This is a genomic window from Aquibium sp. ELW1220 (assembly GCF_030398385.1).
Lineage (GTDB): Bacteria > Pseudomonadota > Alphaproteobacteria > Rhizobiales > Rhizobiaceae > Aquibium.
The window spans coordinates 49,622-75,615 of the sequence record NZ_JAOAOQ010000008.1 but is presented as its reverse complement, the minus strand read 5'-3'; the positions used below and the strand labels follow the sequence as shown (position 1 = coordinate 75,615).

The following is a 25,994-nucleotide window of genomic DNA, read 5'->3' as shown; positions in this document are numbered from 1 at the left end:
ATCCTGTCTCTCCGCCTGATGGAATTCTCTCCGCAGCAGGACGCCGCATTGAAGGCGGTGGCGCGGTGGCTGAAGGACGGCCAGCCGCAGATCTTCCGCCTGTTCGGCTATGCCGGCACGGGCAAGACCACGCTTGCGCGCCATTTCGCAGAGCATGTCGACGGCCAGGTGCAGTTTGCCGCCTTCACCGGCAAGGCGGCCCAGGTGCTGCGCTCCAAGGGCGCGACCAATGCCCGGACCATCCATTCGCTGATCTACCGCCCGCGCGGAGAGGAGGCGGTGGCCGACGAGACCACCGGCAAGACGTCGATGTCGCCGACCTTCTCGCTCAACCGGCAGAGCCCGATCGCCCGCGCCAAGCTGGTCGTCGTCGACGAGTGCTCGATGGTCGACGAGCAGCTCGGCCGCGACCTGCTGACCTTCGGCACGCCGATCCTGGTGCTGGGCGATCCCGCGCAGCTGCCGCCGATCTCGGGCGGCGGCTTCTTCACCGAGCACGAGCCCGACATCCTGCTGACCGAGATCCACCGCCAGGCGCGCGACAATCCGATCATCCGGCTGGCGCTCGACGTGCGCGAGGGCCGCGAGTTCATGAAGGGCGACTACGGCACGGCGCAGGTGATCGGCCGCGAGGACGTCAACCAGGATCTGGTGCTGGCCGCCGACCAGGTGCTGGTCGGCACCAACCGGACCCGGCGGCGCTACAATGCAAGGCTGCGCGAGCTAAAGGGCTTCGAAGGGCCGCTGCCGATGGCCGGCGACAAGCTGGTCTGCCTGCGCAACGATCCGGCCAAGGGCCTGCTCAACGGTTCGCTGTGGAAGGTGATGACGGCCTCGCGCGAGACCGTGAAGCCCGGCATCAACCTGCTCGTCTCGCCCGAGGAGGACGATCCCGAACGCGGCGTGGCCAAGATCAAGCTGCTCAAGGCCGCCTTCGAGGATCCGGACGCCGACATTCCCTGGCAGCAGAAGAAGCGCTTCGACGACTTCGACTATGGCTACGCGCTGACCGTGCACAAGGCGCAGGGCTCGCAGTGGGACGACGTCGTCCTGTTCGACGAGAGCTACGCCTTCCGCGAGACGCGCGAGCGCTGGCTCTACACGGCGATCACGCGGGCGGCGGAACGACTGACGATCGTGCGCTAGACCGCCGGGTCCCGCGCGAAGGGCACGACCATCGTGCGGCCGAAGACCCGGTCGCGGAGGATGCGCCGGATGTCGGTGATCTGCCGCTGGATACGGCGGATCTCGCGGGCGAGCTTGCGCGCCTTCACCTTCGGTTTCTCTTCCTTGAAACGGCGCAGCCGCTCGTCCTGCATGTCGCTCTGGCGCACGGTGGCCGGCTGGCTGCCCTCGGCGACGTTTTCCTCCGGTACGAAGGCCAGCGCGGGGACGGCCTGCAGCAGACTGCTCGAGACGCGCATCGGACTGCTCGGAGACAGGAGCATGTCGTCGACGGGCGCGCGGAAACGATGCGGCGAGCCGAGCACGCGCCGCGCCTCGTCGGCGGAGATGATGTAGGCGGCCGATCCCCATTCCCAGGTGTAGGGCTGGTGCAGCCCGACGCCGCGCACCATCCGCGACGCGCGGCGCGCGAGGATCTGGCTGCGCGACCGGGTTTCCAGCCGCACCAGACCGCTGGCGCCGCCCTGGCGGTCGAATTCGGCGAGGAAGGCGGGAATCTGCGGCGACAGTTCGCAGTCGTCCTCGAGAACGAGCGCATGCCCGTGGCCGTCCTCGATCATGCGGCGCCAGACGCGCTGATGACTGACGCTCGTGGCGATCTCGGTCGGCGTGAGGCAGCGGCGAGCTTCCTCGGCGGTGACCGGCGCGAGATCCGCAGCGGTGACGTCGGCCGGCGTCGCCGCCCGGAAGCGCTCCGCCCGCAGTCCTAGCGCCTCGAACTGCGCTTCCATATAGTCGCGGCGGTCCGTGCGGTGATCGAGATTGATGTAGAATACACGCAAGTAACGAGGTCCCCGATATCTTCCCGCGTGAGGTGTTAGCTGGAAAGCCGGTCGGAGAGAACAGGGAAGGAGCAGCATTTTTCGCCCGCCTCTGACGATCGCGGTCCACGCCCCGTGCGGGCTTGTGGCCACCCGGTGCCGCGATGCTGGCCCCGTGCGCCTCGCTTGCGCCTGTGCTAACGGCATCGTGCCACAGTTCAGGATCGACCCCAGACATGCCCGCCAAGCTTTCCGTCAATCTCAATGCCGTCGCCATGCTCCGCAACCGGCGCGATCTGCCCTGGCCGAGCGTGACGGCGCTCGGCCGCATCGCGCTCGCCGCCGGCGCGCACGGCCTGACGGTGCATCCGCGTCCCGACCAGCGCCACATCCGCTTTTCCGACCTGCCGGACCTGCGCGCGCTGATCGACGACGCGTTTCCGGAGGCGGAATTCAACATCGAGGGCTATCCGACCGGGGAATTCCTCGACCTCGTCGAGAGGACGGAGCCCGAGCAGGTGACGCTGGTGCCCGACGATCCGGCACAGGCGACTTCCGACCATGGCTGGCCGTTCGAACGGCAGGGCAACTTCCTGCGGCCGATCGTGGCGCGGCTGAAGAAGCGCGGCATGCGGGTGTCGCTGTTTTGCGATCCCGACGCCTCGCAGCGCGAGATCGAGGCCGCGCGCGACACCGGCGCGGACCGCGTCGAACTCTATACAGGCCCGTATGGCGGTTGCCACGACGATCCGGCAAAGTGTGCCATCGAATTGCAGAAACTCGACAAGACGGCGGCGCTGGCCCAGGCGGCCGGTCTCGGCGTCAATGCCGGGCACGACCTGACGGTCGCCAATCTGCCGGGTCTCGTGCGCGCGGTCCCGAACCTCGCCGAAGTGTCGATCGGCCACGGGCTGACCGCAGATGCGCTGGAACACGGCATGGCCAGAACGGTCGGTCGCTTCCTGAAGGCCCTGGAGGGCTGATCGTCGAGGGGCGGCCGCTTTCAGGACCGCTCCCTCGACGTGTCTGCGCGTCAGCCGCCGAGCGCGGCCTTGTTGGCTGCGATCCAGGCTTTCAGCGGCGCCGGCTTGCTGCCGGTCAATTTCTCGATGTCGTCGGTGACGGTGCCGAGCACGCCCGATCGGGCGGCCGCGTCGAAGGAGACAAGGAGCGGCACCATCGGCGCCGGAACGCCTGCGGCCTTCATGCCTTCGGCCAACTGCTCGTCGGTGAGGTTCACGACCGTGATCGGCTTGCCGATCGCCTCGGACGCCATCGCCGCGATCTCGGCATTGGTGAAGGCCTCGGCCCCCGACAGGGTGTAGGTGGCGCTCCCGGCCGGCGCCTCGGCGAGATCCGCCGCAATGGCGCGGGCAAGATCGTCGCGTCCGACATAGGCGGTTCGACCGTCACCGGCCGAGGTGAACCACTGGCCCATGCCGACGGCGGCCGGCAGCGACATCATGAGGTTCTCCTGGTACCAGCCGTTGCGGAAGATGGAGTAGGCAATGCCGCTCTCCCGGATGGCTTGCTCCGTGCCGTAGTGATCCGGCGCGAAGAGAACGGTATTGCCGGGCTCGGGGCTGAACATCGACGTGTAGCCGATGCGCGAGACACTAGCCTTCGTTGCGGCCGAAACGGCCGCCAGATGCTGGCGCAGGCGCGCGCCGGGCTCGCCAACGGCATCGGTGGACACGATCAGCACCGTACCCGCGCCGGAAAAGGCCTCGACCAGACTGGCTTCTTCGTCGAAGTCGCCTGCACGGACCGTCACGCCCCTGGCCGCCAGCGCAGAGAGCTTCTTGGGATCGCGCGTGACGGCGATGACCCGTTCCGGCTTTACGCCCTGGCTGTCGAGCAGGTGGCGGATGATGGCGCCGCCGAGCGAGCCGGAGGCTCCGGTGACGAGGATGGTATCGGACATGGCGAACTTCCTTGCATTGTTGAGGAGTAAGTCTCAAAAAGAGAGCAGGTCTTAAATATGCATTGACCGCCCGGCGTAAAGTAGGCATTTTTTGCTCCGGTGGTTACCTGGAGGGTACCGGCATGGACGCACGGGTCGTATCGGCACGGCAGAAGATCGAAATCTGCCGCGCCGACGTGGAGCAGGGCGGGTTGACCAAGTGTCCCATCCGCAACGTGGTGCAGAACATTTTCGGCAAATGGAGTGCGCTGCTCCTGATGGCGCTGGCCGACCAGCCGTACCGCTTTGGTGAACTGCGCCGTCTGGTGCCCGACATCTCGCAGCGCATGCTGACCGAGACGCTGCGCGACCTCCAGCGCGACGGCTATGTGCATCGCGAGGTGTATCCCACCAAGCCGCCGAGCGTCGAATACAGCCTGACCGACCTGGGTCGCTCGATGTTCGACAGCCTCCAGCACCTGCTGAACTGGGCCGAGACCCACCACAGGGAGGTTCGAGCGGCCCGCTCGGCCTACGACGCGGCCGGCGCCTGACGAGCTAATCTTGCGGGCGCTCGACATCGGCATCTGCGGCGCCGGGCCGGCCGGGCTGGCGGCCGCGCTGCTGCTTCACCGCGCGGGCCATCGTGTCATCGTCTTCGAGCGCTTCGAGGCGGCCAAGCCGGTCGGCTCCGGACTGATCCTGCAGCCGACCGGGCTCGCCGTGCTGGACGCGCTCGGGCTGCTGCCGTCGATGCTGGCGCTCGGCAGCCGGATCGAGCGGCTGCACGGCGCGGACGCGGCTTCCGGCCGCACGGTTCTCGACGTCCGCTACGCGTCGGGCCGCAACGGAAGGTTCGGCCTCGCCGTCCACCGCGCCGCGCTGTTCGGCATGCTGCACCGCGCCGTCCTGGACGCGGGCATCGCCGTCGAGGCCGGCCGCGACGTCGCGGCGCTTGACGAGTCGGGCGAACGGCAGCGCCTCGTCCTGGCCGATGGCACGCGGCCCGGACCGTTCGATCTCGTGGTCGATGCCAGCGGCTCGCGCTCGAAGCTGAAGCAGCACGTGGAGAGGCCGACGGAGCCGCGGGCACTCGCCTACGGCGCGTTCTGGGCCTCGCTGTCCTGGCGCGGCGATGGCTTCGACCCGCGGGCGCTGTCGCAGCGCTACCGCCACGCCAGCGTGATGATCGGGGTGATGCCGATCGGCCGCGTCGAAGCCGGCGGGGCGGAGCAGGCCGCCTTTTTCTGGAGCCTGAAGCCGGACGAGGCGGCCGCCGTGCAGGCGCAGGGGCTTGAGGCCTGGAAGGACCGGGTGCGGTCGCTCTGGCCGGCGACGGAGGCCTATCTCGGCCAGATCGGGAGCTTCGAGCAGCTGACGCTTGCGCGCTATGGCCATCATACGCTTCGCCGCCCCGCCGGGCGGCGGCTGGCGGTGATCGGCGATGCGGCGCATTCGACGAGCCCGCAGCTGGGGCAAGGCGCCAACATGGCACTGCTCGACGCCGCGGCACTCGCGCATGCGCTCGGTTCGGTGCAGGACCTGTCCGATGCGCTGGCTCGCTACTGCGCTGCCCGGCGCCTGCACGTGCGCCTGTTCCAGGCGCTGTCTCTCGCATTCACGCCCTTCTATCAGTCGGATTCGCGGCTGGTGCCGTTCCTGCGCGATACGCTGGTGTCGAGCGTGGCGAGGGTGCCGCCCGCGCCGGCGATGCTCGCCGCCCTCGTCTCGGGCATGGTGGCCGATCCGCTGCGGCGCATCGGGCTGGTGGAGCCGGACTGGGCGGCACGGGATATGCCTGGCGCGGGAACGTCGTGCGAACCGCCCGCGTCCCCTTGACCGCAGACGCGCGGAGCGGTAACCACGCCGAACCGTACCGTACGGTACACCAATCGAGCCGACAGGATCCCGTGTGCCGCAGGCCGCCGCAACCGCCGCTGACGAGATCGTCACGCCCCGCCAGGGCGAGGTGCTCGACGCCGTGCTGGCGCTGTTGCTGGAAGGCCGCGACGGACTGACCATGACGGCGGTGGCGCGCCGGGCGAGCTGCTCGAAGGAAACGCTCTACAAGTGGTTCGGCGACCGCGACGGCCTGCTCACGGCCACCGTGCGCTGGCAGGCCTCGAAGGTGCGGGCCGGCAACTGGGACCGCCAGCGCCTCGACGCGGATGCGCTGGCCGAGAGCCTTGAGGCCTTCGCGGCCAACTGGCTGACGGTGATCTCCTCGAAGACCTCGGTGGCGCTCAACCGCGTCGCCGTCGCGCACGCCGCCTCCGGCCGCAGCGACCTCGGCCGCATCGTGCTGGAAAACGGCCGCTTCGCCATCGGCGAGCGGCTGAAGCCCTTGCTGGAGGCCGCCCGCGAGGCGGGCCTGATCGGCTTCGACGACACCGAGACCGCCTTCCGCACCTTCTTCGGCCTCGTCGGCCGCGACGTGCAGGTGCGGCTGCTGCTGGGCGATGCGATGGTGCCCTCGAAGGCCGAGATCGCGGCCGACGCCGCGCGCGCCACCAGGCAGTTTCTCACGCTTTTCGGTGCGGGCCGGTCCGCTCCGCGAACAAGATCCAACTGACGACGCAAAACACGGGAAGGAAACCACCATGCGTGTCTATTACGATCGCGACGCCGATCTCAATCTCATCAAGGGCAAGAAAGTCGCCATCATCGGCTACGGCTCCCAGGGCCGCGCGCATGCGCTGAACCTGAAGGATTCGGGCGTCAAGGACATCGCCGTCGGTCTCAAGGCCGGCTCGGCGACCGCCAAGAAGGTCGAGGCCGACGGCCTCAAGGTCATGACGGTGGCCGACGCCGCCAAGTGGGCCGACCTGATGATGATGGCCACGCCCGACGAGCTGCAGGCCGACATCTACAAGAACGAGATCGCCCCCAACATCCGCGACGGCGCGGCGATCGCGTTTGCCCACGGCCTCAACGTGCATTTCGGCCTGATCGAGCCGAAGGCCTCCGTCGACGTGCTGATGGTCGCGCCGAAGGGCCCCGGCCACACCGTGCGCGGCGAATACCAGAAGGGCGGCGGCGTGCCGTGCCTCGTGGCCGTCAACCAGGACCCGTCGGGCAACGCGCTCGACCTCGCGCTGTCCTACGCCTGCGGCGTCGGCGGCGGCCGTTCGGGCATCATCGAGACCAATTTCCGCGAGGAATGCGAGACCGACCTGTTCGGCGAGCAGGTCGTGCTCTGCGGCGGCCTGGTCGAACTGATCCGCGCCGGCTTCGAGACGCTGGTGGAAGCCGGCTACGCACCCGAGATGGCCTATTTCGAGTGCCTGCACGAGGTGAAGCTGATCGTCGACCTGATCTACGAGGGCGGCATCGCCAACATGAACTACTCGATCTCCAACACCGCCGAGTGGGGCGAATACGTGTCGGGCCCGCGCATCATCACCGCCGAGACCAAGGCCGAGATGAAGCGCGTGCTGAAGGACATCCAGACCGGCAAATTCACCTCGGAGTGGATGCAGGAGTACCGCTCCGGCATGGCCCGCTTCAAGGGCATCCGCCGCCTGAACGACGAGCACCAGATCGAACAGGTCGGCGAAAAGCTGCGCGGCATGATGCCGTGGATCTCGGCCAACAAGCTGGTCGACAAGACGAAGAACTGAGCGTCATCCGACGCTTCGACGAGACGGGGCGCTGCAAGGCGCCCCGTTTTTACGTTCAGGCGAGCCCTCGGTCGACGAGAAAGCGGGCGGCGTCGACAACACTGCGGCGCGCCGGGATGAAGTCCATCCCGAGGATGTCACGGGCGCGGCGATTGTCGACCTCGGCGCGCTGGCCGAGTTCCGGCAGGATGGTGGCGACGCTCTTGTCGAAGAGCCCGATGATGCGCATCAGCAGGTCAGGGGCGACGCGGGTCGCGATCTTCCGGTTCGGGAACGCCTCCTTCAGCGCCTTGGCCATGTCGGAAAACCACAGGAACTCCGACGCGCCGAGGATGCGCTTGCCGATCGCCTCCGGGCGGTCCAGCGCCCGCACGTGCATGGCGGCGATGTCGCGCACGTCGGCGACGGCATAGCCGACGCGGGGAACGGCAGGATCCTTGCCCGAGAGCATGCGCTGGACGACGCGAAGCGATGTGCCGAAGCGGTCGTCGCGCGGCGGTCCGAGCACGAAGCCCGGGTTGATCGCGGTCAGCGCGAGGCCCTTGCCTTCGCCGGCCGCGTAATCCCAGGCCGCCCGCTCGGCCATCGTCTTCGACCTGCCATAGGCCGAGATCGGTCCGTCGAGGTCGCTCCAGTCGCGCTCGTCGTAGCGGTCGCGGCCGGCGGGCAGGGCGCTCCGCGTCACGGCGACCACGGAAGAGGTCATCACCACCCGCCGCACCCCCGCCTTCGTTGCCGAGCGCAGGGCCCGCAGCGTGCCGTCGACGGCCGGACGGATCAGCTCGTCCGGGTCCTTCGGCTGGACGAGCGGAAACGGCGAGGCCGTATGGATCATCGCGTCGACCCCCGCCAGCGCGTCCGCCCAGCCGCGGTCCTGGCCGAGATCGAGTTCGACGAAGGACAGGCGCCCCGCCTCTTCCTGCGCGGTCCCACCGACGGCCGCCGCCACCTCGTCGGCGCGCTCGCGCGAGCGGACCGAGGCGCGCACGGCGTGGCCCTCGCCGAGCAGCTGCGCGACGATGTGCTTGGCGATGAAACCGGATGCACCGGTCACGAGGATGGTCTGCGATACCATGCGATGATCTCCCGCGTTCAGAAATCTAGACAGTGTAAAGTTATCCTGTCTACGCCGAAGGCGAAAGCGCGGATCAGCGCCCCGAGAATTTTACGGGGAACGGTCGGGGGAGCATTCGAAGCGGCGCGATCGGCAGGGCACGCTCAGGCGGTTCGGCCGGCTGCGACTTTGTCTGGGGAGGGGTAAGACGGCGCGCCTCGGCCACGCGCCCCGGCTCAGGCCTTGTAGACCACCTGCCGCACGTCGATGTATTCGGCCCGGAAGCCCGCCTCGCAGTAGTGGAGATAGAACTCCCACAGCTTGCGGAAGCGGTCGTCGAAGCCGAGGGGGACGAGCCTTTCCCAGGAGGCCCAGAAGCGCTCGCGCCAGTCGGCGAGCGTGCGGGCGTAGTCCTGCGCGAAGACGCGCTCCTTGAGGAAGGAGAGGCCCTGGTCGGAGCCGAGCGTCTTCAGCAGGCTCGGCGTCGGCAGCATGCCGCCCGGGAAGACGTAGCGCTGGATGAAGTCGGGACGGCGGCGATAGGAATCGAAGGCGGCTTCGTTGATGGTGATGATCTGCATGGCGGCGGTGCCGCCGGGGTTGAGGCAGTCCTTCACCTTGCGGAAGAACACGGGCCAGTACTTTTCGCCCACCGCCTCGAACATCTCGATAGAGGCGATGTTGTCGTAGCGGCCGGTCTCGTCGCGGTAGTCCTGCAGCTTGATCTCGACCTTGTCGGAGAGGCCTGCCTTGTGGATGCGCTCGCGGGCGAAATCGTGCTGCTCGCGGCTGATCGTCAGGCCGGTGACCTTGCAGCCGATCTCGCGCGCGGCGAACTCGGCAAAGCCGCCCCAGCCGCAGCCGATTTCCAGCACGCTGCTCGACGGGCCGATGCCGCCGTCGCGCGCCAGCGCCCGGTACTTTGCCGCCTGCGCCGACTCCAGGTCGTTGGCTCCGGTACCGTAGAGCGCGGATGAATAGGTCATGCTCGGGTCGAGCCATTCGCGGTAGAAGGCGTTGCCGAGGTCGTAATGCGCGGAGATGTTGCGCTTCGAGCCGGTGCGCGTGTTCTCGTTCAGCCAGTGTCGGATGCGCTGGATGGCGGTGAGCAGCCAGTTGGCGCCGCCCGCCACTTCCTCGCCCGTCTCCTGGTTGACGACGAAGAGCTCGAGGAAGGTCGTGACGTCGCGGCTGTCCCAGTCGCCGTCCATGTAGGATTCGGCGACGCCGATGGTTCCGCCGGAGAAGGCCCGGCCGGGAAGCCGCCAGTTGCGCAGTTCGACATGGGCATCCGGCCCCGGCGCATTGCCGCCGACGAGGATCAGGCGCCCGTCGGGCAGCTTCGCCGTCAGCGTGCCCTTCGGCAGGCGGATAGCTGCGCCGAGCACCATGCGGGCCTTCGCCGGAAGGCCCCTGGTGAAGGAGGCGATGTTCTCGTCGGTGAGCCTGATCGGCTTCTCTTCGTACGTATCGATCGTCATCAGTTCGATCATCGGTGCCCGCCCTTGACTCTGCCCGCTTGGCGGCGTCTGCAACTCACTCTCCCGGCTCGACGGCCGGACTGTCACGATAGCTCGCAGTAGAAGGCGCGGGGGGACTGGAGTTGAACCGCGCGCCCTTCAGCCAGAGCTTGAGGGCCTCCCAGTGGATGCCCGCGACGATTTTCCATGTGAGAAGCGGAAACTGCAAGAGGCAAGCGGCAAGAGTCGACGTATCCAGCGGGCGGGCGGCCCCTGCGAAGGTCGCGGCGAGCAGCGGTTCGCCGCCCTCGGTCTCGTGGATACGCACCCGGACCGCACGGCCGGGCGGCAGGATGCGGAAATGGTAGCGCGCGTCCATGCCCACGAAGGGCGAGACATGGAAGAGCTTGCGCCGCGTCTGGCGGACACCTGCCGCGCTGACGTCCCCGGGCTCCACCAGCGCGACATAGGAATGGCGCTGGCCGAAGGTGTTGCGCACGCCGTAGATCAGCGCCACGAGGTCGCCGGTCTCGTCATAGGCGAAGTAAACCGAAAGCGGGTTGAAGACGTAGCCGAGAATGCGCGGGTAGCAGAGAAGCAGGATGCGCGCGGCGCGGCGCTCCAGGCCCGAGGCCGCTAGCAGCCGGTCGGCATAGGCTCTGGCCGTCTCGCCCGGCTTTTCGCCATGGTCGCTGTCGCGGAAGGATACGACGTTCGGCTTGTTGACCGACAGCAGTGCCGACAGGCGGTGGGCGTCGTCGAGCCGATCGAGATCGACCAGCAGCGAGAACACGGAATAGGCGAAGCGGTGGCCGAAGGGCTTCAGGCGCTGGTGCATGACCTCGCCGCGATAGAGCGCCGCGGCTGCCTGCGGCGGCGCGCCGTTGCCAGCCATGGTCGTGGGTCGATCGGTTCGTGCCATCTGCCGTGTCTATTCCGCTGCCAGCGGCAGGTCCGTGTCCGCCGGTTCCGTCCGGCGCCAGGGTATCACGCCACCCAGTGCCTCGGCGACCTTGAGGCCGGATCGCAGACCGTCCTCGTGGAACCCGTGGCCGGTCCAGGCGCCCGCGAACCAGGTGTGCCGCACGCCCTGGATGTCGTCGAGACGGACCTGTGCCGACAGGGCGCGCGAATCGAACTGCGGATGGGAAAAGCTCCATTCGCCGAAAACGGTTCCCGCCGCCGGCTCGACCACCGGATTGAGCGAGACGAAGAGCGGGCGGGACGCGTCGATGCCCTGCAGCGCGTTCATCCAGTAGGTGACGCAGACTTCCTTCTCGAGGTCCATCCCGCTCGAGCGCATGTAGTTCCAGGCCGACCAGGCGGCGCGGCGCTTCGGCATCAGGCGCGGGTCGCGGTGCAGGATCACGCGGTTCGGCCGGTAGGCGACGGCACCGAGGATCTTCTCCTCGATCGGCGACGGATCGCCGAGCAGGGCCAGCGCCTGGTCGGAATGGCTGGCGACGACGACCTCGTCGAAGCGTTCCGGCGCCGCGCCGCGCACCGTCACGACGACCCCGTGATCGTCGCGCAGGACGTTCTCCACGGGCGCATTCAGGCGGAGCCGGTCGCCGAGCGGGGCGAGCAGCTTTTCGAGATAGCTCCGCGAGCCGCCGGTGACGGTGCGCCACATCGGCCGCTCGTTGTGGATGAGGCGGTGGTTCTCGAAGAAGGAGACAAAGGTCGCGGCCGGGAAGTCGAGCATCTTGACGCGCGGTGTCGACCAGATCGCGGCGGCCATCGGGATCAGGTAGTCGTCGCGGAACTCGGCCGAGAACTTCCGGGTCTGGAGATACTGCCCGATCGTGACGCCGCCGAGCAGGCCGGCCTCGCGATCCTGGATGCACTGGCGGTTGAAGCGCAGGATCTCCCGCAGCATCCAGAGGAAGGAGGGGGAGAAGACGTTGCGCTTCTGGGCGAAGATCGAGCGGTAGGTCTGGCCGCTCCACTCGCGGCGCCCGCCGTCGAGCGACAGCGAGAAGCCCATGTTGCTCTCGTGCGTGGCGACGCCGAGATGGGCAAACAACGCCTTGAGTTCGGGATAGTTGAGTTCGTTGTAGACGATGAAGCCGGTGTCGACCGGTATGGTCGTGCCGTCGTAGTCGACGTCGACGGTGGCGGTATGTCCGCCTGCACGGGCGTCCGCCTCGAAAAGCGTCACGTCGTGCCCCGCATGCAACGCCCAGGCCGCCGAGGCTCCCGAAATGCCGGACCCGACGACGGCAATTCTCTTCCGGCCGCGGTGGTTGGCGCGGTCCAGTGTGACGATGCTCATGCGGATCCTCTCAATGCATTGTAGGCAGCCATCGCCCTGTCGCGGGATTGAGCGTGCTCGACGACAGGTACGGGATATTCACGGCCGAGTTTCACGCCGGCCTCGGCAAGCAAGAGGGCAGGGGCATCGCCCGGCTTGTGCAGGAAGCGGTTGGGCACGCGGTCGAGTTCGGGCACGTAGCGGCGCACGTAGTCGCCGTCGCCATCGAACTTCTCCCCCTGGAGGATTGGGTTGAAGATGCGGAAGTAGGGTGCGGCGTCGGCGCCCGAGCCCGCGACCCACTGCCAGCTTGCGGCATTGCTGGCGGCATCCGCGTCGACCAGCGTGTCCCAGAACCAGCGCTCGCCCTCGCGCCAGTCCTGCAGCAGGTGCTTGATGAGGAAGGAGGCGCAGATCATCCGCACCCGGTTGTGCATCCACCCCGTCTGCCAGAGTTCGCGCATGCCGGCGTCGACGATCGGATAGCCGGTGCGGCCCTGCTGCCAGGCTTCCACGAGATCGCCGGACGGGCGCCAGCGGAAACCGTCGAAGTCGCGATTGTAGTTCCGTTCGGCGAGGTCGGGGTTGTGGAACAGGAGATGATAGGAGAATTCGCGCCAGACGACTTCCTTGCGAAATTTCTCGGCGTCGTGGGCGGGAATCGCGTCGCGCGCCTCCTCCACCGCCTGCCAGATCTGGAAAGGCGTGATCTCGCCGTGCGCGACGTGTGGCGACAGCCGCGACGTCGAGGGAAGGCCCGGCCGGTCGCGGTTGTCGCCGTAGCCGTCGATCGCGGCGGCGAGGAAGACCCGCAGCCGCGCCATCGCGCCCGCCTCGCCGGGCGTCCATTCGGCCCGCAGCCCACCTGACCAGTCCGGCCGGGTCGGCAGCAGGCTCCAGCTCTGGAGTTCGTCGCCCGCGACCGTGCCGCGATGGCCGCGGATGGCTTTCGGCGCTTCGATCGGCGCTCGCGGCGCCGGCTCCGCCATCAGCGCCCGCCAGAAGGGTGAATAGACCCGGTAAGGCCCGCCGGCTCCCGTCCTGAGGCGCGTCGGTTCGTGCAGGAGCTGGCCTTCGAAGCTCTCGCAATCGATGCCCTGGCTTCGCAGGGCCTCCTTGAGCGCGGCATCGACCGCCGCGCCGGGGGGATCGTAGCGCCGGTTCCAGACGACGCGGTCGGCGCCGGTTTCCCGGATCAGCGATTCGACGACGGCGCGCGTGCGGCCCCGCCGCAGGACGAGGCGGGCGCCCCTGTCTTGGAGGTCGCGCGACAGCGCGGTCAGCGAATGGTGCAGCCACCAGCGGCGGGCGCCGCCGACCGGCCGGACCCCCGGGCTTTCCTCGTCAAGGATGAAGACGGGAAGCACGGCCCTGCCGGACGCCACGGCCGCACCGAGCGCCCGATTGTCGGCGAGCCTAAGGTCGTGCCTGAAGAGGACGAGGACGGGAACGTCGTCCCCCTCCGGTCGCATGCCGGTCATGAAAAATTCCGCGGATCAGTCGCCTGGATGTCGATCATCTCCCGAGATACGCAGCGATCGCGCCAGTGGATTAGGCAGGCGCGATTCATGCCGGCCCGATCGTGCGCAGGTCCGCATGTTGGAGAACTTCGGCTTCGGTGGTAGGATCGCAAGACGGGTAAGAATTCATGGAGGATCGTATGAAGCGCATCTTGTCCGCCGGCCTCGCGCTGGTCCTGTCCCTCTCGTTCACCATTGCCTCGGTCCTTCCGTCGACGGCGGGTTCGCTCCGGCCTTCGGCTCCGGCGGTCGCGGCGGGACAGGCCGATGTCGTTCAGGTCGGACAGCGCTATCGCCGCTACGACCGTCACCGGCACTATCGCTACGACTATCGTCGGCACCACCATCGTCCGCACGTGCGCTACCATCGGCGCAACGATGCCGGGCCGATCATCGGCGGCCTGGTTGCCGGCGCGATCATCGGCGGCATCATCGCCGGCCAGCCGCGCCATCATTATCGCGGCCACCGCAGCGCCCATGTCGACTGGTGCCTGCGGCGCTACCGCTCCTACGATGTCTATTCGAACACGTTCCAGCCCTATCACGGCCGCCGGCGCGCCTGTCATTCTCCCTACGCCTACTGAGCGTGACAAGTCGGACGCCGGCGCCGATTGCGGCGTCGGCGCCATCCCGTCCACAGGCTGTGGGTGCATGGAGCAATTCCGTCGCCCGCTGTCCTGCGCTTGCGCTATAAACGCGAAAATCAGGGGCGACGGGACAATCGCAAGTGACGCATGAAGTGACGAACCAGCCGCCGCCGCACGCGGGTTCCAATGCCTGGCGGGACGATCCGCTCCTCGTGCAGCTTTCGGAAGAGTTCTCGCCGGTCGTCCGCAAGGATCTCGATTCGGCCGGACGTTTCGCGATGTCGGCCGAAGCGCAGGACCTCGCCCGCCTCGCCAATTCCGAGCTGCCGCGGCTGCGCACCCACGACCGGCATGGCCGGCGCATCGACGTCGTCGAGTTCCATCCCGCCTACCACGCGCTGATGCGCCGCTCGGTGGCGACGGGCCTGCAATCGTCGGTCTGGGAGAATGGCGAGGCCGAGACCGGCCGCCGCCACCAGGTGCGTGCGGTGCGGTTCTACATGATGGCGCAGCTCGAATCGCCGCACCTGAAGTCCATCACGACCACGAGCGCGGCGCTGGCGGCGTTGATGGCGTCGCCGAAACTGTTTCGGGAGTGGGCGCCGCGCGCCACGACGCGGAAATACGATCCGGCCCAGAAGCCGCCGGTCGAGAAGACCGGCCTGACGATCGGGATGGCTCTGACCGAGAAGCAGGGCGGCAGCGACGCGGAGGGACATTCGACCCGTGCCGAGCGGGCCGAGAACGGCTTCTTCCGCCTGACCGGCCATAAATGGTTCGTTTCGGCGCCGATGTCGGACGCCTTCCTGATGCTGGCGCAGGCGCCCGAGGGCCCGTCCTGCTTCCTCGTGCCGCGGATCCTGAGCACGGGCCAGGCGAACGGCCTGCGCATCCAGCGGCTGAAGGAAAAGCTCGGCGACCGGTCCGGTGCCACTGCCGAACTGGAATTCGCCGGCGCGATCGCCGAACGCGTCGGTGCACCGGGCGCGGGGCAGAAGACCATCATGGACATGGTGACGCTGACGCGCCTGGACAGCGCGCTGTCGTCGGCCGCCATCATGCGGGCGGCCCTTGCCGAAGCCGTCCACCACGCGCGTCATCGGCGCATCCAGGGCCACAAGCTGATCGACAAGCCGGTGATGCTGCGCGTGCTCGCCGATCTGGCACTGGAGGTCGCGGCGACGACCGCGCTCGCCTTCCGGCTGGCCCGGTCCTTCGACCGCGCCGCCGACGACCGGGCCGAGGCGGCCTTCGCGCGGGCGATGACGCCGGTCATCAAATACTGGGTCTGCAAGATCTGTCCCACCGTCGTCTGCGAGGCGATGGAGTGTCTCGGCGGCGGCGGCTATGTCGACGACGGCCCGATGGCCCGCCTCTTCCGCGATTCCGCGGCCAATGCGATGTGGGAGGGACCCGGCAACGTGGCCGCGATCGAATCGCTGCGGGTGCTCAGGCAGTCGCCGGGGCTTTTCTCCGAGGTGATGGGTATCGTCGAGCACGATCTCGGCCCCGGCGGCAAGGGAACCGTCGGGGTGCTGCGAGCAGCGCTCGAGGTCGCGCAGTCGGACGAGGGATCGGCGCGCATCCTGACCGAGCAGCTGGCGCTGTCCACCGCTGCTGCCGAACTGAAGCGTCTGGGGGCGGGGCGGATCGCCGACGCCTTCATCGAGACGCGGCTGGCAGGACAGTGGCGGACGACCTACGGCATGCTCGATTCGCGCCACGATGCCCGGCTGATCGTCGATACGCTCTATCCCGAGACGGCATAGGCCGTGATCGCAAGGACGGCGGGGATGGTGAAGAAGGCAGCCGCCGTCTGGACGGTGGTGACGGCGGCGTATAACTCGGCGTCGCCGCCGAGCTGGCGGGCGAGCAGGTAGCCGTTCATCGCCGTCGGCACCGCCGCGCATAGCGCGAGATACTGGAGTTGCGGGCCGTCGACGCCGAAGGCCCAGGCCAGGCTCACCAGCAGTGCCGGAAAGACGACCAGTTTGATGGCGACGGGCAGCAGGACCGGAAGGCGCGGCCGCAGCGCATCGGCCGGGCGCAGGCCCGCGCCGATGGTCAGCAGTCCCATCCCCAGCGCGGCGCGGCCGACGAGGCCGAGCGTCTGGTTGAGCGGCTCGTAGACGCCGAAAGGCAGGAAGCGCAGCGCCAGACCCGCCAGCGACGCCAGGATCAGCGGGTTGAGGGCGATGGTGCGCAGCATCCGGCCCCAGTTCGCGTCCCGGTCGGCGAAGCGGCTGACGACGATCACCGACTCGACGTTGATCGGCACGATGATGAAGGCCATCATCAGGGCCACCACCGCAGCCCCCTCCGGTGGAAAGATCTTGTCGGCGATGGCCAGCGCCATGAAGCCGTTCCAGCGGACGCTGGTCTGGAAGATCGACGAGAATTCGCCCGCCGTAGCTAAGCCCCAGCGCCGCAAAGGCAGCCACAGCAGCGCGGTGCCGGCACCCGTCACGACGATGGCGATCGCCAGCGCCGCCAGCATGCCGTTCCACTCGAGGCCCGAAAAGTCGGCATTGTAGATCGTGACGAAGAGGAGCGCGGGATAGAGGAACCAGTAGCCGAGCTGTTCGAGGCCCGGCCAGGCCGCGTCGTCGACCAGCCGGATCCGGCGCAGGAAATGGCCCGCCGCGATGAGCAGGAAGATCGGCAGGATGCTTTCGAAGGTCGCGGTCATGGGGGACAGGCCAGGCGGGATGAATGGGGCGGCTTAGAGGGTTTTGCCTGGGGAGGGAAGCGGGACCGGCCGATCGAGGGCCGCCGTCCAGACCGTGAGGCGCGCCCGCTGCGGTCGAAAGCGTTAACCTTAACGAATGGTTTCCGTTGCCCGGCGGGAGCCGGACCGGCATCGTCTGCGTTCAAGACCGGGAATGCCGATGCCACGCCTGCTCACCCTCTTCGTCGCCGCGTACTGGACGACGTTCTTCGCGATCCTCACGCTTGCGGCGGTGGGCGAGGTGACGGGCGAAGGATTCCCCGCCCTGTACGCGCTGCTGTCGCCGGAGACGTCGCCATTCCGGATCCCGGCGGGAGCGCCGGTCTCCGCGATGCTGGCCATCGGCTTCCTGCTGGTGGCGATGCTGTTCCTGTGGACCCTGGTGACGATGCTCTTCGAGGAGCGGCAGGGAGACGGCGACGAACTGGCGCGGATCGCGCTCGCCGCCGCAGCGGGCATGATGACGGTGCTGCTCGCCCTCGGCGTCTGGTCGGGTGTCGGCGACGTGCTGTCCGCCGTCACGCTGCAGTTCGTCGCACTGCTCGCCTCCTACGGCGCCACCCTTGCCGAAGCGGCGCGCCAGGCTGCGCGTTCTGGCAGCGAAGACACGGGCACGACCGGACCGGCGCGGGCGATGGCGATAGGGGCCGCGCACCACACGATGCTGGCGCGCCTGTCGCGCCGCGATCCAAGCCCAACGAAGAGGTTCTGATGCGCTACGTCCTCCTGTTCTGGGCTTTGCCGATGGGGCTGTTCTGGTCCTGGTACGGCCTGTCGTTCAACGATATCAATTTCGGCATGCTGTTCTTCAGCCGGTTGCTGCACGACGAGGTGTTTCGCCTCTACGGCGAGATTCTCGGCCTCGACCCGGCCATCCTGCCGGGGATGGTGGCGCGGGCCTGCATCCTGGACACGGCGCTGATCTTCGGCATCCTGGCGTTCCGCCGCCGCAAGGCGATCGCCGGCTGGCTGCGGGAACGGCGCGGCAGCCCTTCGGCTCAGGAAGCGGCGGCGCCGAGCGCCTGAAGCCGGTCGAGCACCCCCTGCAGGATGAAGGCGGCGGCTGCCGAATCGATCCGCCCGCTGCGCTTCCTGCGCGACACGTCCATCTCGATCAGCACCCGCTCCGCAGCCACCGTCGACAGCCGCTCGTCCCAGAACACGAAGGGCAGGTCGGTCACGCGCTGCATGTTGCGAACGAAGGCGCGGCTGGCCTGCGCACGCGGCCCCTCCGATCCGTCCATGTTGACCGGCAGACCCATGACGAAGCCGGCGACGCCGTCCTTGCGCGCCTGCGCCATCAAGACCTCGGCGTCGAGCGTGAACTTCCGGCGCAGGATGACCGGGCGCGGATTGGCGAAGCTCAGGCCCTTGTCGGACACCGCCACGCCGATCGTCTTGTCGCCGAGATCGAGGCCGGCCAGCGTGTGACCGCCGGCGAGCACGGCGGGCAGCTCTTCCATCGAAATCACGGGCATGGCCGATCGGGGCCTTTCTTCTCGGTCGAGCCGCGTTCTATCCTGCCGCCGACCAATAGCAAGGAGAACCATCCATGAAGATCACCTGGCTCGGCCATTCGGCCTTCCGCATCGAGGCTGGCGACGCACGCATCCTGATCGACCCTTTCCTGACCGGCAGTCCCTCCTGGGGCAAGGGCTGGGAGGAAGCAGCCGAGGGGGCGACGCACGTGCTGCTCACGCATGGCCACAACGACCATGTCGGCGACACCGTGGCGATCCACGAGAAGACCGGCGCGATGGTCGTCGGCAATTTCGAGCTGTGCATGTTCCTGGTGGGGCAGGGCGTGGACGCAAACAAGATCAATCCCGGCAATGCCGGCGGCACGGTCGATTGCGGCGGCTTCACCGTCACCTTCGTCCAGGCGCTGCATTCGTCGTCCTTTGCCGGCGAAGGCGGGCAGAACACCTATCTCGGCAACCCGCTCGGCCTCGTCCTGCACTTCCCCGGTGACAGGACGCTCTATCACATGGGCGACACCGACATCTTCTCCGACATGGCGCTGATCAACGAACTGCACGAGCCGAAGATCGGGCTTGTGCCGGTCGGCGACCGCTTCACGATGGGCGGCGCCGTGGCGGCACTCGCCTGTCGCCGGTTCTTCACGTTCGACGCGGTCGTCCCCTGCCATTTCGGGACATTCCCGATGCTCGACCAGAGCGCACAGACCTTCGTGGCGGGGATGGAGGGATCGGGCGTGGAAGTGAAGACGCCGAGAGTCGGCGAGGCGTTCGACCTCTGATGCAGGCTGCGGGGGGAAAGCTCCTGGGGAGCATGAGACTACTTGTGGTGGCCGGCGGACTGGCCTGGGCGGCCGGCGCGTGGGCGGCGGATTTTCCCGTGGGCGTCCACGTCGCGTCGCCCGAGCTTTGCGAGGCGGCACGGGCGGGCGGTCTTCAGGCCATCTTCGAGGATGGCTACACGGTCCTGACGGCGGCGGGCTTCGAGGGGATCGAGTACCATTGCGATTTCGTCCAGGTGCTGGCGGGCAAGCGGACGCCGGGCTTCGTGGTCACCGCGCTGTGCGAGGAGCCGGGCTTTGCTTTTCCCGACCTGCTGGCGATCGTGCCGCGCGGCGAAGGCGAGTTGGAGGTCACCTCGGCGCTGGACGCGGCCGGCGGCGAGCCGTCCGCCAACAGCGGCACGTATCATCTTTGCGAAGGTGTGGCGCTGCCTTGAGCCAAAGCTGCCGGCCGGTCGGGCGTTGCGCCTTGCACGTCCGACCGGTATAGGCGCGGAGCGGCCCCGGGCGAGCCACGGGGCCGGTCACATCCCGGAGAAGTGAATGTCCGTCGATCTCGCCACCGTCAAGCGCGTCGCGCATCTCGCCCGCATCGCCGTCACCGAGGAGGATGCCCTGCGGATGACCGGCGAGCTCAATGCCATCCTCGGCTTCGTCGAGCAGCTGGACGAAGTCGACGTCTCGGGCGTCGAGCCGATGACGTCCGTCATCCCCATGGAGATGCGGAAGCGCGAGGATGTCGTGACCGACGGCGGCAAGGCCGCCGACGTGGTCGCCAACGCGCCGGCCTCGGCGGAGAACTTCTTCCTGGTGCCGAAGGTGGTGGAGTAGCCCGCAATGGCCGTGACGATCGCCGCCGAGACTCCGCTGCAGGACGACGTCCGCCGGCTCGTCGCCGCGCTCAATGCCTACATGATCCCGCTCACGCCGCGCGAGTTCCAGTTCCAGCTCACGGTCGAGCAGATGGCCGAACCGTCGGTGACCTGCTTCGTGGCGCGCGACGAGGCCGGACGGGCCGTCGGAATGGGCTCGCTCAAGGACCATGGCGACGGTCTTGGCGAGGTGAAACGCATGTTCACGCTTCCCGAGGTCCGGGGCCAGCGCGTCGGCTCCCTGCTGCTGCAGCGCATCGAGCGACTTGCGCGGGACAAGGGCCTGTCGCGGCTCGTGCTCGAAACCGGCGAGGCGCCGGGCTTCGAGGAGGCCTGGCGCGTCTACGAGCGCGGCGGCTTCACGGTGTGCGGAGCGGTGCTCGACTATCCCGATTCAGGCTATTCGCGCTTTTACGAAAAGAAGATTCACCCATGACCGAGCTGACCAGACTGACGATCTCGCAGGCGCGCGACAAGCTTGCGGCCAAGGAGTTCACCGCGAGCGAACTCACCGACGCCTATCTCGCGTCGATCGACGAGGCCAATGGCGCGTTCAATGCCTATGTGAAGGTCACCCACGACAAGGCGCGGACCATGGCTGCCGCCTCCGACGCACGGCTCGCGAAGGGCGAGGGTGGAGCGCTCGAGGGCATCCCGCTCGGCATTAAGGACCTGTTCGGGACCGAGGGCGTCCACACCCAGGCCTGCAGCCACGTGCTCGACGGCTTCGAGCCGCGCTACGAGTCGACCGTGACGGCGAACCTCTGGGCCGACGGCGCAGTGATGCTGGGCAAGCTCAACATGGACGAGTTCGCCATGGGCTCCTCCAACGAGACGTCCTACTACGGGCCGGTGGTGAACCCCTGGCGGCGCTCGCGCGAGATGATCGTGGCGGGCATGCCGGTGACGCATGGCGGCGAGGGCGGCTTCGCCGGCGCCGGCAGCGGCGTGCGTACCGAGCGCGTGTTCGACAATGTCGACCTCGTGCCCGGCGGCTCGTCGGGCGGTTCGGCGGCCGCCGTTTCGGCCTGGCTCTGCGCGGGCGCGACCGCGACCGATACCGGCGGATCGATCCGCCAGCCGGCGGCCTTCACCGGCACGGTCGGCATCAAGCCGACCTATGGCCGCTGCTCGCGCTGGGGCATCGTCGCCTTCGCCTCCTCGCTCGACCAGGCCGGCCCGATTGCCCGCGACGTCCGCGATGCGGCGATCCTGCTCCGCTCGATGGCCTCCGTCGACCCGAAGGACACGACCTCCGTCGACCTGCCGGTGCCGGACTACGAGGCCTCGCTCGGCCGGTCGATCCGGGGCATGAAGATCGGCATTCCGCGCGAATACCGCGTCGAGGGCATGCCGGCCGAGATCGAGGCGCTGTGGCAGAAGGGCATCGACTGGATGCGCGACGCCGGCGCCGAGATCGTCGACATCTCGCTGCCGCACACGAAATACGCGCTGGCGGCCTACTACATCGTCGCGCCGGCCGAGGCATCCTCCAACCTCGCCCGCTACGACGGCGTCCGCTACGGCCTGCGCGTGCCCGGCAAGGACATCGTCGAGATGTACGAGAAGAGCCGCGCCGCGGGCTTCGGCCGCGAGGTCAAGCGTCGCATCATGATCGGCACCTACGTGCTTTCGGCCGGATACTACGATGCCTATTACCTCAAGGCGCAGAAGGTTCGCACGCTGATCAAGAAGGATTTCGAGGACGTCTTCGCTGCCGGCGTCGACGCCATCCTGACACCGGCCACCCCGTCGGCCGCCTTCGGCATCGCCGACCAGGAGATGGCGAGCGACCCGGTGAAGATGTACCTGAACGACATCTTCACGGTGACGGTGAACATGGCCGGCCTGCCCGGCATTGCCGTCCCCGCCGGACTCGACGGCCGCGGCCTGCCGCTCGGCCTGCAACTCATCGGCAAACCCTTCGAGGAAGAGACGCTGTTCCGCACGGCGCATGTGATCGAGCAGGCGGCCGGGCGGTTCGAGCCGATGAAGTGGTGGTAGGCTGCGGCCACGCGGCCTACCGACAGCACCGAGCAGGCTCCGGCGTTCCATGGCGTCGTCGTCATCAGTTCCGCACAGACGACGTTCGAACATAGGCAGCGCCACCTACCGCACCGTTCACCTGATCGGTACTTGATCCGACAAGTTGTATGAGCGATAGTCCCGACTGTATTGCAGCATCGGGAGTGCACGTGTGAGTTTATCGAGCGAAGAACACAGGAGTCTCGGCAGCTCGATATCGCCGTGCAAATGAGCCTCGAAAGAAGACCGACCGATCCCGTTCCGGATCTGGTGTCTCTCTTGCAGGGCGATGACCATGCGGGGGATCTGCATCGTACCCGATCGGGTATTGTTCTTGTCACTCGATACGACGATGTCGTCGAAGGTCTGAAGAACAGGGCGCTGAGCAACCGGCCCGGACCCTTCGCGCTTGTCCACAAGCGGAACGCCTCGATCCATGTGGCCGCCGACGTTGCCAACAACCTGATCGCCTTTCAGGACAGGCCCGAGCATGTGGCGCCGCGACGGGCGATGATGCGGGCCTTCGGGGCGGCGCTGGCGGAGTTTCGTCCCTCGGTCGACGAGCTTGCGCAACAACTTGCCGAGCGAATGTTCCGACGGACGGACATCGAGTTCATGCGCGACTTCTCTTCGCAATTCGCGTCGCTCGCGGTGTGCCGCATGATGGGCCTTCCGCAAACCGATGCCGAGAAGATCAGAGGATGGAGCACGCCATTCTTCCAGCTCTTCCATGCCATGCCCGACCGGACGGCGTTGGAAGCGTTGAATCGATCGCTGGAGGAGTTTCGGGCCTATTTCGCGGCCGTTGCGGAGAACCGGACGGCTCTCCCCGGGCGGGATTTCGTCAGCCTGCTACTCTCCGCGCAGGAGGATGGCGATCGGATGCCCGTCCAGGCGGTGATCGACAATTGCATGCTGCTGGCGGCCGATGGCGTGGAGAACGTGCAGACCGGGCTCGCGAGTTCGGTGGCGACGCTGCTGTCCCACCCGGATGAACTGGACAAGCTGAAGACCGCGATCGCGGGCGGGGACGATCCGGTGGTGCGCGGTGCCATCGGCGAATGCCTGCGCTTCGAGAGCCCGGGCCAGTACCAGTTGCGCAACGCCATCGAGGACACGCAGATCGGGAGCAAGCCGATTCGTCGGCACGAGATCGTCGCCCTGTGCTTCGGGGCGGCGAACCGGGACCCCGCGGCGTTCGACGAGCCGAATCGCTTCAGGATCGGACGGTCCGGACCGCGACACCTGGCGTTCGGCGCCGGCTATCACGGCTGTCTCGGCAGCGCCCTTGTCGAAAGCGAGCTGGCCGCCACCTTCCGGGTGCTTTTCGGCCAAGGTCGCCGGCTTGCATTGCGGGATCGCGAAATCCGCTGGCAGCACCGCGTCGGACATCGTTGGCCGGAAGCTCTGAACCTCGTTGTCGGCTGACGGCATCGTTTGCACAGCCCCGTACCGGTTGCTAGCCTGTGCCGAGACGGCGGCGGGAAGATTGATGAAGGCCACGGAGTTGGACATCGGGCGCGAGCGGCGCGACGGGGTGCCTTGGCGCATCACCGTGCGGAAGACGGCGGATGGCATCGGCGTCTACAATCCGACGCGGCGGAAATTCGGTCTGGTCGTCTTCATGCTGGTCTGGCTCTGCGGCTGGTCGGCGGGCGAATGGTTCGCGCTGTCCGAGATTCTGCGACCGGGTACGCCACTGGCGATCGACCTGTTCCTGCTCGTCTGGGCCACGGCGTGGACGCTCGGCGGCCTTGCCGTCCTGGCGGTCGTGGCGTGGAATCTCGTCGGGGTGGAGAAGCTGTTCCTGATCGAAGGCGGCGGCATCGTCGTCGAGCGCGGCTTCGGCCGGCTGACCAGGCGCAAGGTGTATCGCGTCGACCAGGTTGGCGACATCGGCTTCGCGCACCAGCTCGGAACTCATCGCGCCCAGGGCATCCTGTCGGGCGGTGCCGTGCGCTTCTTCGTCGATGGCAAGCCGCAGTCTTTCGGCATCGAGCTCGACGAGGAGGAGACCGGGCGGGTGGTGAGCCTGATGCGGGACTTCGTCGAACGGCACCGGCCGGCGCCCGCCGCGGACGGCGAAGCGGATGCGCAGGACGGCGCCTCGCAGCCGGTTCGGAGCTGAGCTCTTCCGCCGCACCACCGCGTTCGACTGAAAGAGGCGATTCCCGTGTTCTTCCTTGCTTCCAAGATTTTCTGGATGGTCGCCAATCCGCTGTCCCTGGCGACGATCCTGGCGCTCGCCACGGTCCTGCTGGTTCTTTCCGGCTGGCGGCGCCTTGCCGCGACAGCGGGCGGTCTGGGCTTCCTCATACTGGCGATCTCCGGCTGGACGACGGCGGGCGCGCTCATGCTGCATCCGCTGGAGGAGCGATTCCAGCGTCCGGCGACGCTTCCGGAGCGTATCGACGGCATCGTCGTGCTGGGCGGCGGCTTCGAGGGCGGGATCAACCGCGTGCGCGGTGGCTACGAGCTGAATGCTTCCGGGGACCGCTTCGTCGAAGCGGCGGCGCTCGCGCTGCGGTACCCGGAGGCCAAGGTGCTGGTCTCGGGCGGGACCGGGGCGCTGATGCTGGCCGGCGAGGGGGACGGCGAGACGGCGCCGCGGCTGCTTATGGCTCTGGGCGTCGACCGCAGCCGACTGCTCATCGACAACGAGGCGCGCAACACGCAGGAGAACGCCATCTTCTCGAAGCGGCTGGCCGATCCGCAGCCGGGCGAGACCTGGCTGCTCGTGACCTCGGCCTTCCACATGCCGCGTTCGGTGGGCCTGTTCCGCAAGGCGGAGTTCCCGGTGGTGCCGTGGCCGGCGGACTATCGGACGTCGGGCGCCGAAAGGCCGGGGCTCGCGCAGGACAATGCCTTCGATTCGATGCAGAACACGGCGCTGGCGATCCGCGAGTGGATCGGCCTGGCGGCATACCGGCTGACGGGCAGGATCGACGTCCTGCTGCCCGCGCCGGACGAGCAGGACCGCCCGGTCAAACCGTGATGAGGGCGGTGCGGGCGGTGGAAAAGAACTGCCGGCGCACGAGGACGACGAGCACGAGCAGCGTCGTCATCACCAGCACCGCCGGGCCGATGAACCAGCCGAGATAGCCGATCGAGAAGAAAAGCCCCCGCAGCCCGGAATTGAAGTGGCCGCCGGCGATAACGTTCATGCGGGCCGCGCGGACGACAGCGGCGTCGAGGAGGTCCTCTTCGGCGTCCCTGGTCATCGGCACCGCCCCGATCAGGATGGAGCAGTAGTTGAACAGGCGGTAGGCCCAGCCGAACTTGAAGAAGGCATAGGCCAGCACCGTCATCAGGCCGAGCACCTTGACCTCGTAGACGGCGCGGTCGGGTGCGCCGGCGAGCGGCAGGTCGGCGAGCAGCATGAGCACGGCGTCCGACGACTGCAGCAGCGCAAAGCAGCCGCCGAGCGCCAGCAGTGCGCTGGAGGCGAAGAAGGCCGTCCCCTGCTGCAGGCCGGTCATGATGCCGGTGTCGATCATGCGCAGCTCGCGCCGCGCCATCGTGCGCATCCACGCCTCGCGGTGCGCATTCATCAGCTGCGTCAACGACTTGCGCTTGAAGAAGCGGCCGGACGTGGCCTGCGAGAACAGGACCCAGAGCAGGATGAAGACGGCGAGCGCCGAGGCGTCGGTCCAGTGGAAGGAATCGATGTCCATCGGTCCAGCATATCCTCCTCGCCGGGGCGACGGGAGCAGGCTTCCGTCCGCTGCCATGATTTGGACAAAACGATTTAAATACCGTTGACGG

At 67.8% G+C, this 25,994-nt stretch carries 28 protein-coding genes; 18 read left to right on the top strand and 10 right to left on the bottom strand.

Annotated elements, in window-relative coordinates; all coding sequences use genetic code 11:
• Window positions 1–18: 18 nt before the first annotated feature.
• On the top strand, window positions 19–1,146 hold the full coding sequence (locus tag N1F91_RS10010) for an ATP-dependent RecD-like DNA helicase (protein ID WP_289991821.1): 1,128 nt from the start codon (window positions 19–21) through the stop codon (window positions 1,144–1,146).
• On the opposite strand, the gene N1F91_RS10005 is transcribed toward N1F91_RS10010, so the two are convergent.
• Window positions 1,143–1,967: a glycosyltransferase family 25 protein gene (locus N1F91_RS10005; protein ID WP_289991820.1), complete on the bottom strand. Its 825-nt coding sequence runs from the start codon at window positions 1,965–1,967 to the stop codon at window positions 1,143–1,145. The two genes, N1F91_RS10010 and N1F91_RS10005, sit on opposite strands and share 4 nt — an antisense overlap.
• Window positions 1,968–2,182: 215 nt before the next feature.
• Between N1F91_RS10005 and N1F91_RS10000 the strand changes: the two genes are divergently transcribed.
• A complete protein-coding gene (locus tag N1F91_RS10000; protein ID WP_289991819.1) occupies window positions 2,183–2,929 on the top strand; it encodes a pyridoxine 5'-phosphate synthase in 747 nt (248 codons plus the stop codon).
• A 50-nt stretch (window positions 2,930–2,979) separates the two neighbouring features.
• Here N1F91_RS10000 and N1F91_RS09995 read toward each other — a convergent pair whose 3' ends face one another.
• Window positions 2,980–3,870 (bottom strand): SDR family oxidoreductase, encoded by an 891-nt coding sequence (locus N1F91_RS09995; RefSeq protein WP_289991818.1) that lies wholly within the window; start codon window positions 3,868–3,870, stop codon window positions 2,980–2,982.
• Between the two features lie 122 nt (window positions 3,871–3,992).
• Here N1F91_RS09995 and N1F91_RS09990 point away from each other — a divergent pair, with 122 nt between their 5' ends.
• The 4 genes from N1F91_RS09990 to ilvC all read left to right on the top strand — a co-directional run bounded on the left by N1F91_RS09990 (window position 3,993) and on the right by ilvC (window position 7,469).
• The gene (locus N1F91_RS09990) at window positions 3,993–4,403 is read left to right on the top strand and encodes a helix-turn-helix domain-containing protein (protein ID WP_289991817.1); all 411 of its coding nucleotides are present in this window, start codon (window positions 3,993–3,995) and stop codon (window positions 4,401–4,403) included.
• Window positions 4,404–4,410: 7 nt separating this feature from the next.
• Window positions 4,411–5,688: an NAD(P)/FAD-dependent oxidoreductase gene (locus tag N1F91_RS09985; protein ID WP_289991959.1), complete on the top strand. Its 1,278-nt coding sequence runs from the start codon at window positions 4,411–4,413 to the stop codon at window positions 5,686–5,688.
• Window positions 5,689–5,761: 73 nt separating this feature from the next.
• Window positions 5,762–6,421, top strand: coding sequence for a TetR/AcrR family transcriptional regulator C-terminal domain-containing protein (locus N1F91_RS09980; RefSeq protein ID WP_289991815.1), 660 nt, complete (start codon window positions 5,762–5,764; stop codon window positions 6,419–6,421).
• A 28-nt stretch (window positions 6,422–6,449) separates the two neighbouring features.
• Window positions 6,450–7,469, top strand: coding sequence for a ketol-acid reductoisomerase (gene ilvC, locus N1F91_RS09975; protein WP_289991814.1), 1,020 nt, complete (start codon window positions 6,450–6,452; stop codon window positions 7,467–7,469).
• A gap of 55 nt (window positions 7,470–7,524) precedes the next feature.
• Here ilvC and N1F91_RS09970 read toward each other — a convergent pair whose 3' ends face one another.
• The 5 genes from N1F91_RS09970 to N1F91_RS09950 form a co-directional block, all read right to left on the bottom strand.
• Window positions 7,525–8,544, bottom strand: a complete 1,020-nt coding sequence (locus tag N1F91_RS09970) for an aldehyde reductase (RefSeq protein WP_289991812.1) — start codon at window positions 8,542–8,544, stop codon at window positions 7,525–7,527.
• Window positions 8,545–8,759: 215 nt separating this feature from the next.
• Window positions 8,760–10,004 (bottom strand): cyclopropane-fatty-acyl-phospholipid synthase family protein, encoded by a 1,245-nt coding sequence (locus N1F91_RS09965; protein WP_289991811.1) that lies wholly within the window; start codon window positions 10,002–10,004, stop codon window positions 8,760–8,762.
• Window positions 10,005–10,059: 55 nt separating this feature from the next.
• Window positions 10,060–10,905 (bottom strand): DUF1365 domain-containing protein, encoded by an 846-nt coding sequence (locus N1F91_RS09960; RefSeq protein WP_289991810.1) that lies wholly within the window; start codon window positions 10,903–10,905, stop codon window positions 10,060–10,062.
• Window positions 10,906–10,914: 9 nt separating this feature from the next.
• Window positions 10,915–12,258 (bottom strand): FAD-dependent oxidoreductase, encoded by a 1,344-nt coding sequence (locus N1F91_RS09955; RefSeq protein WP_289991808.1) that lies wholly within the window; start codon window positions 12,256–12,258, stop codon window positions 10,915–10,917.
• Window positions 12,255–13,718 carry a deoxyribodipyrimidine photo-lyase gene (locus N1F91_RS09950; RefSeq protein WP_289991806.1) on the bottom strand — a complete coding sequence of 488 codons (1,464 nt, stop codon included), beginning with the start codon at window positions 13,716–13,718 and terminating at the stop codon, window positions 12,255–12,257. Before N1F91_RS09950 ends, N1F91_RS09955 begins: the two co-directional genes overlap by 4 nt.
• A 179-nt stretch (window positions 13,719–13,897) precedes the next feature.
• Between N1F91_RS09950 and N1F91_RS09945 the strand changes: the two genes are divergently transcribed.
• Both N1F91_RS09945 and N1F91_RS09940 read left to right on the top strand, forming a co-directional pair.
• On the top strand, window positions 13,898–14,341 hold the full coding sequence (locus N1F91_RS09945; RefSeq protein WP_289991805.1) for a BA14K family protein: 444 nt from the start codon (window positions 13,898–13,900) through the stop codon (window positions 14,339–14,341).
• A 143-nt stretch (window positions 14,342–14,484) separates the two neighbouring features.
• A complete protein-coding gene (locus tag N1F91_RS09940) occupies window positions 14,485–16,113 on the top strand; it encodes an acyl-CoA dehydrogenase family protein (RefSeq protein WP_289991804.1) in 1,629 nt (542 codons plus the stop codon).
• Here N1F91_RS09940 and N1F91_RS09935 read toward each other — a convergent pair.
• Window positions 16,095–17,033: an AEC family transporter gene (locus N1F91_RS09935; RefSeq protein WP_289991803.1), complete on the bottom strand. Its 939-nt coding sequence runs from the start codon at window positions 17,031–17,033 to the stop codon at window positions 16,095–16,097. The two genes, N1F91_RS09940 and N1F91_RS09935, sit on opposite strands and share 19 nt — an antisense overlap.
• A gap of 199 nt (window positions 17,034–17,232) precedes the next feature.
• On the opposite strand from N1F91_RS09935, the gene N1F91_RS09930 reads away from it, so the two are divergent.
• Both N1F91_RS09930 and N1F91_RS09925 read left to right on the top strand, forming a co-directional pair.
• Complete coding sequence (locus tag N1F91_RS09930; RefSeq protein WP_289991802.1) at window positions 17,233–17,784, top strand: hypothetical protein; 552 nt, start codon at window positions 17,233–17,235, stop codon at window positions 17,782–17,784.
• Window positions 17,784–18,098, top strand: a complete 315-nt coding sequence (locus tag N1F91_RS09925; protein ID WP_289991800.1) for a DUF6105 family protein — start codon at window positions 17,784–17,786, stop codon at window positions 18,096–18,098. Before N1F91_RS09930 ends, N1F91_RS09925 begins: the two co-directional genes overlap by 1 nt.
• Here the strand turns inward: N1F91_RS09925 and ruvX are convergent.
• Window positions 18,071–18,550, bottom strand: a complete 480-nt coding sequence (gene ruvX / locus N1F91_RS09920) for a Holliday junction resolvase RuvX (RefSeq protein WP_289991798.1) — start codon at window positions 18,548–18,550, stop codon at window positions 18,071–18,073. The two genes, N1F91_RS09925 and ruvX, sit on opposite strands and share 28 nt — an antisense overlap.
• A gap of 74 nt (window positions 18,551–18,624) precedes the next feature.
• On the opposite strand from ruvX, the gene N1F91_RS09915 reads away from it, so the two are divergent.
• The 8 genes from N1F91_RS09915 (at window position 18,625) to N1F91_RS09880 (ending at window position 25,224) form a co-directional block, all read left to right on the top strand.
• On the top strand, window positions 18,625–19,332 hold the full coding sequence (locus N1F91_RS09915) for a metal-dependent hydrolase (RefSeq protein WP_289991797.1): 708 nt from the start codon (window positions 18,625–18,627) through the stop codon (window positions 19,330–19,332).
• A gap of 32 nt (window positions 19,333–19,364) precedes the next feature.
• On the top strand, window positions 19,365–19,769 hold the full coding sequence (locus N1F91_RS09910; RefSeq protein ID WP_289991794.1) for a hypothetical protein: 405 nt from the start codon (window positions 19,365–19,367) through the stop codon (window positions 19,767–19,769).
• Window positions 19,770–19,875: 106 nt separating this feature from the next.
• Window positions 19,876–20,163 carry an Asp-tRNA(Asn)/Glu-tRNA(Gln) amidotransferase subunit GatC gene (gene gatC, locus N1F91_RS09905; RefSeq protein ID WP_289991792.1) on the top strand — a complete coding sequence of 96 codons (288 nt, stop codon included), beginning with the start codon at window positions 19,876–19,878 and terminating at the stop codon, window positions 20,161–20,163.
• A gap of 6 nt (window positions 20,164–20,169) precedes the next feature.
• Complete coding sequence (locus N1F91_RS09900; protein ID WP_289991791.1) at window positions 20,170–20,640, top strand: GNAT family N-acetyltransferase; 471 nt, start codon at window positions 20,170–20,172, stop codon at window positions 20,638–20,640.
• Window positions 20,637–22,208 (top strand): amidase family protein, encoded by a 1,572-nt coding sequence (locus N1F91_RS09895; protein ID WP_289991790.1) that lies wholly within the window; start codon window positions 20,637–20,639, stop codon window positions 22,206–22,208. Before N1F91_RS09900 ends, N1F91_RS09895 begins: the two co-directional genes overlap by 4 nt.
• 249 nt (window positions 22,209–22,457) lie before the next feature.
• Window positions 22,458–23,657 (top strand): cytochrome P450, encoded by a 1,200-nt coding sequence (locus N1F91_RS09890; protein ID WP_289991789.1) that lies wholly within the window; start codon window positions 22,458–22,460, stop codon window positions 23,655–23,657.
• Between the two features lie 64 nt (window positions 23,658–23,721).
• A complete protein-coding gene (locus tag N1F91_RS09885; protein ID WP_289991788.1) occupies window positions 23,722–24,357 on the top strand; it encodes a hypothetical protein in 636 nt (211 codons plus the stop codon).
• Window positions 24,358–24,402: 45 nt separating this feature from the next.
• Window positions 24,403–25,224: a YdcF family protein gene (locus N1F91_RS09880; RefSeq protein ID WP_289991787.1), complete on the top strand. Its 822-nt coding sequence runs from the start codon at window positions 24,403–24,405 to the stop codon at window positions 25,222–25,224.
• Here the strand turns inward: N1F91_RS09880 and N1F91_RS09875 are convergent.
• Window positions 25,214–25,903 (bottom strand): DUF599 family protein, encoded by a 690-nt coding sequence (locus N1F91_RS09875; protein ID WP_289991786.1) that lies wholly within the window; start codon window positions 25,901–25,903, stop codon window positions 25,214–25,216. The genes N1F91_RS09880 and N1F91_RS09875 overlap by 11 nt on opposite strands.
• Window positions 25,904–25,994: the final 91 nt, after the last annotated feature.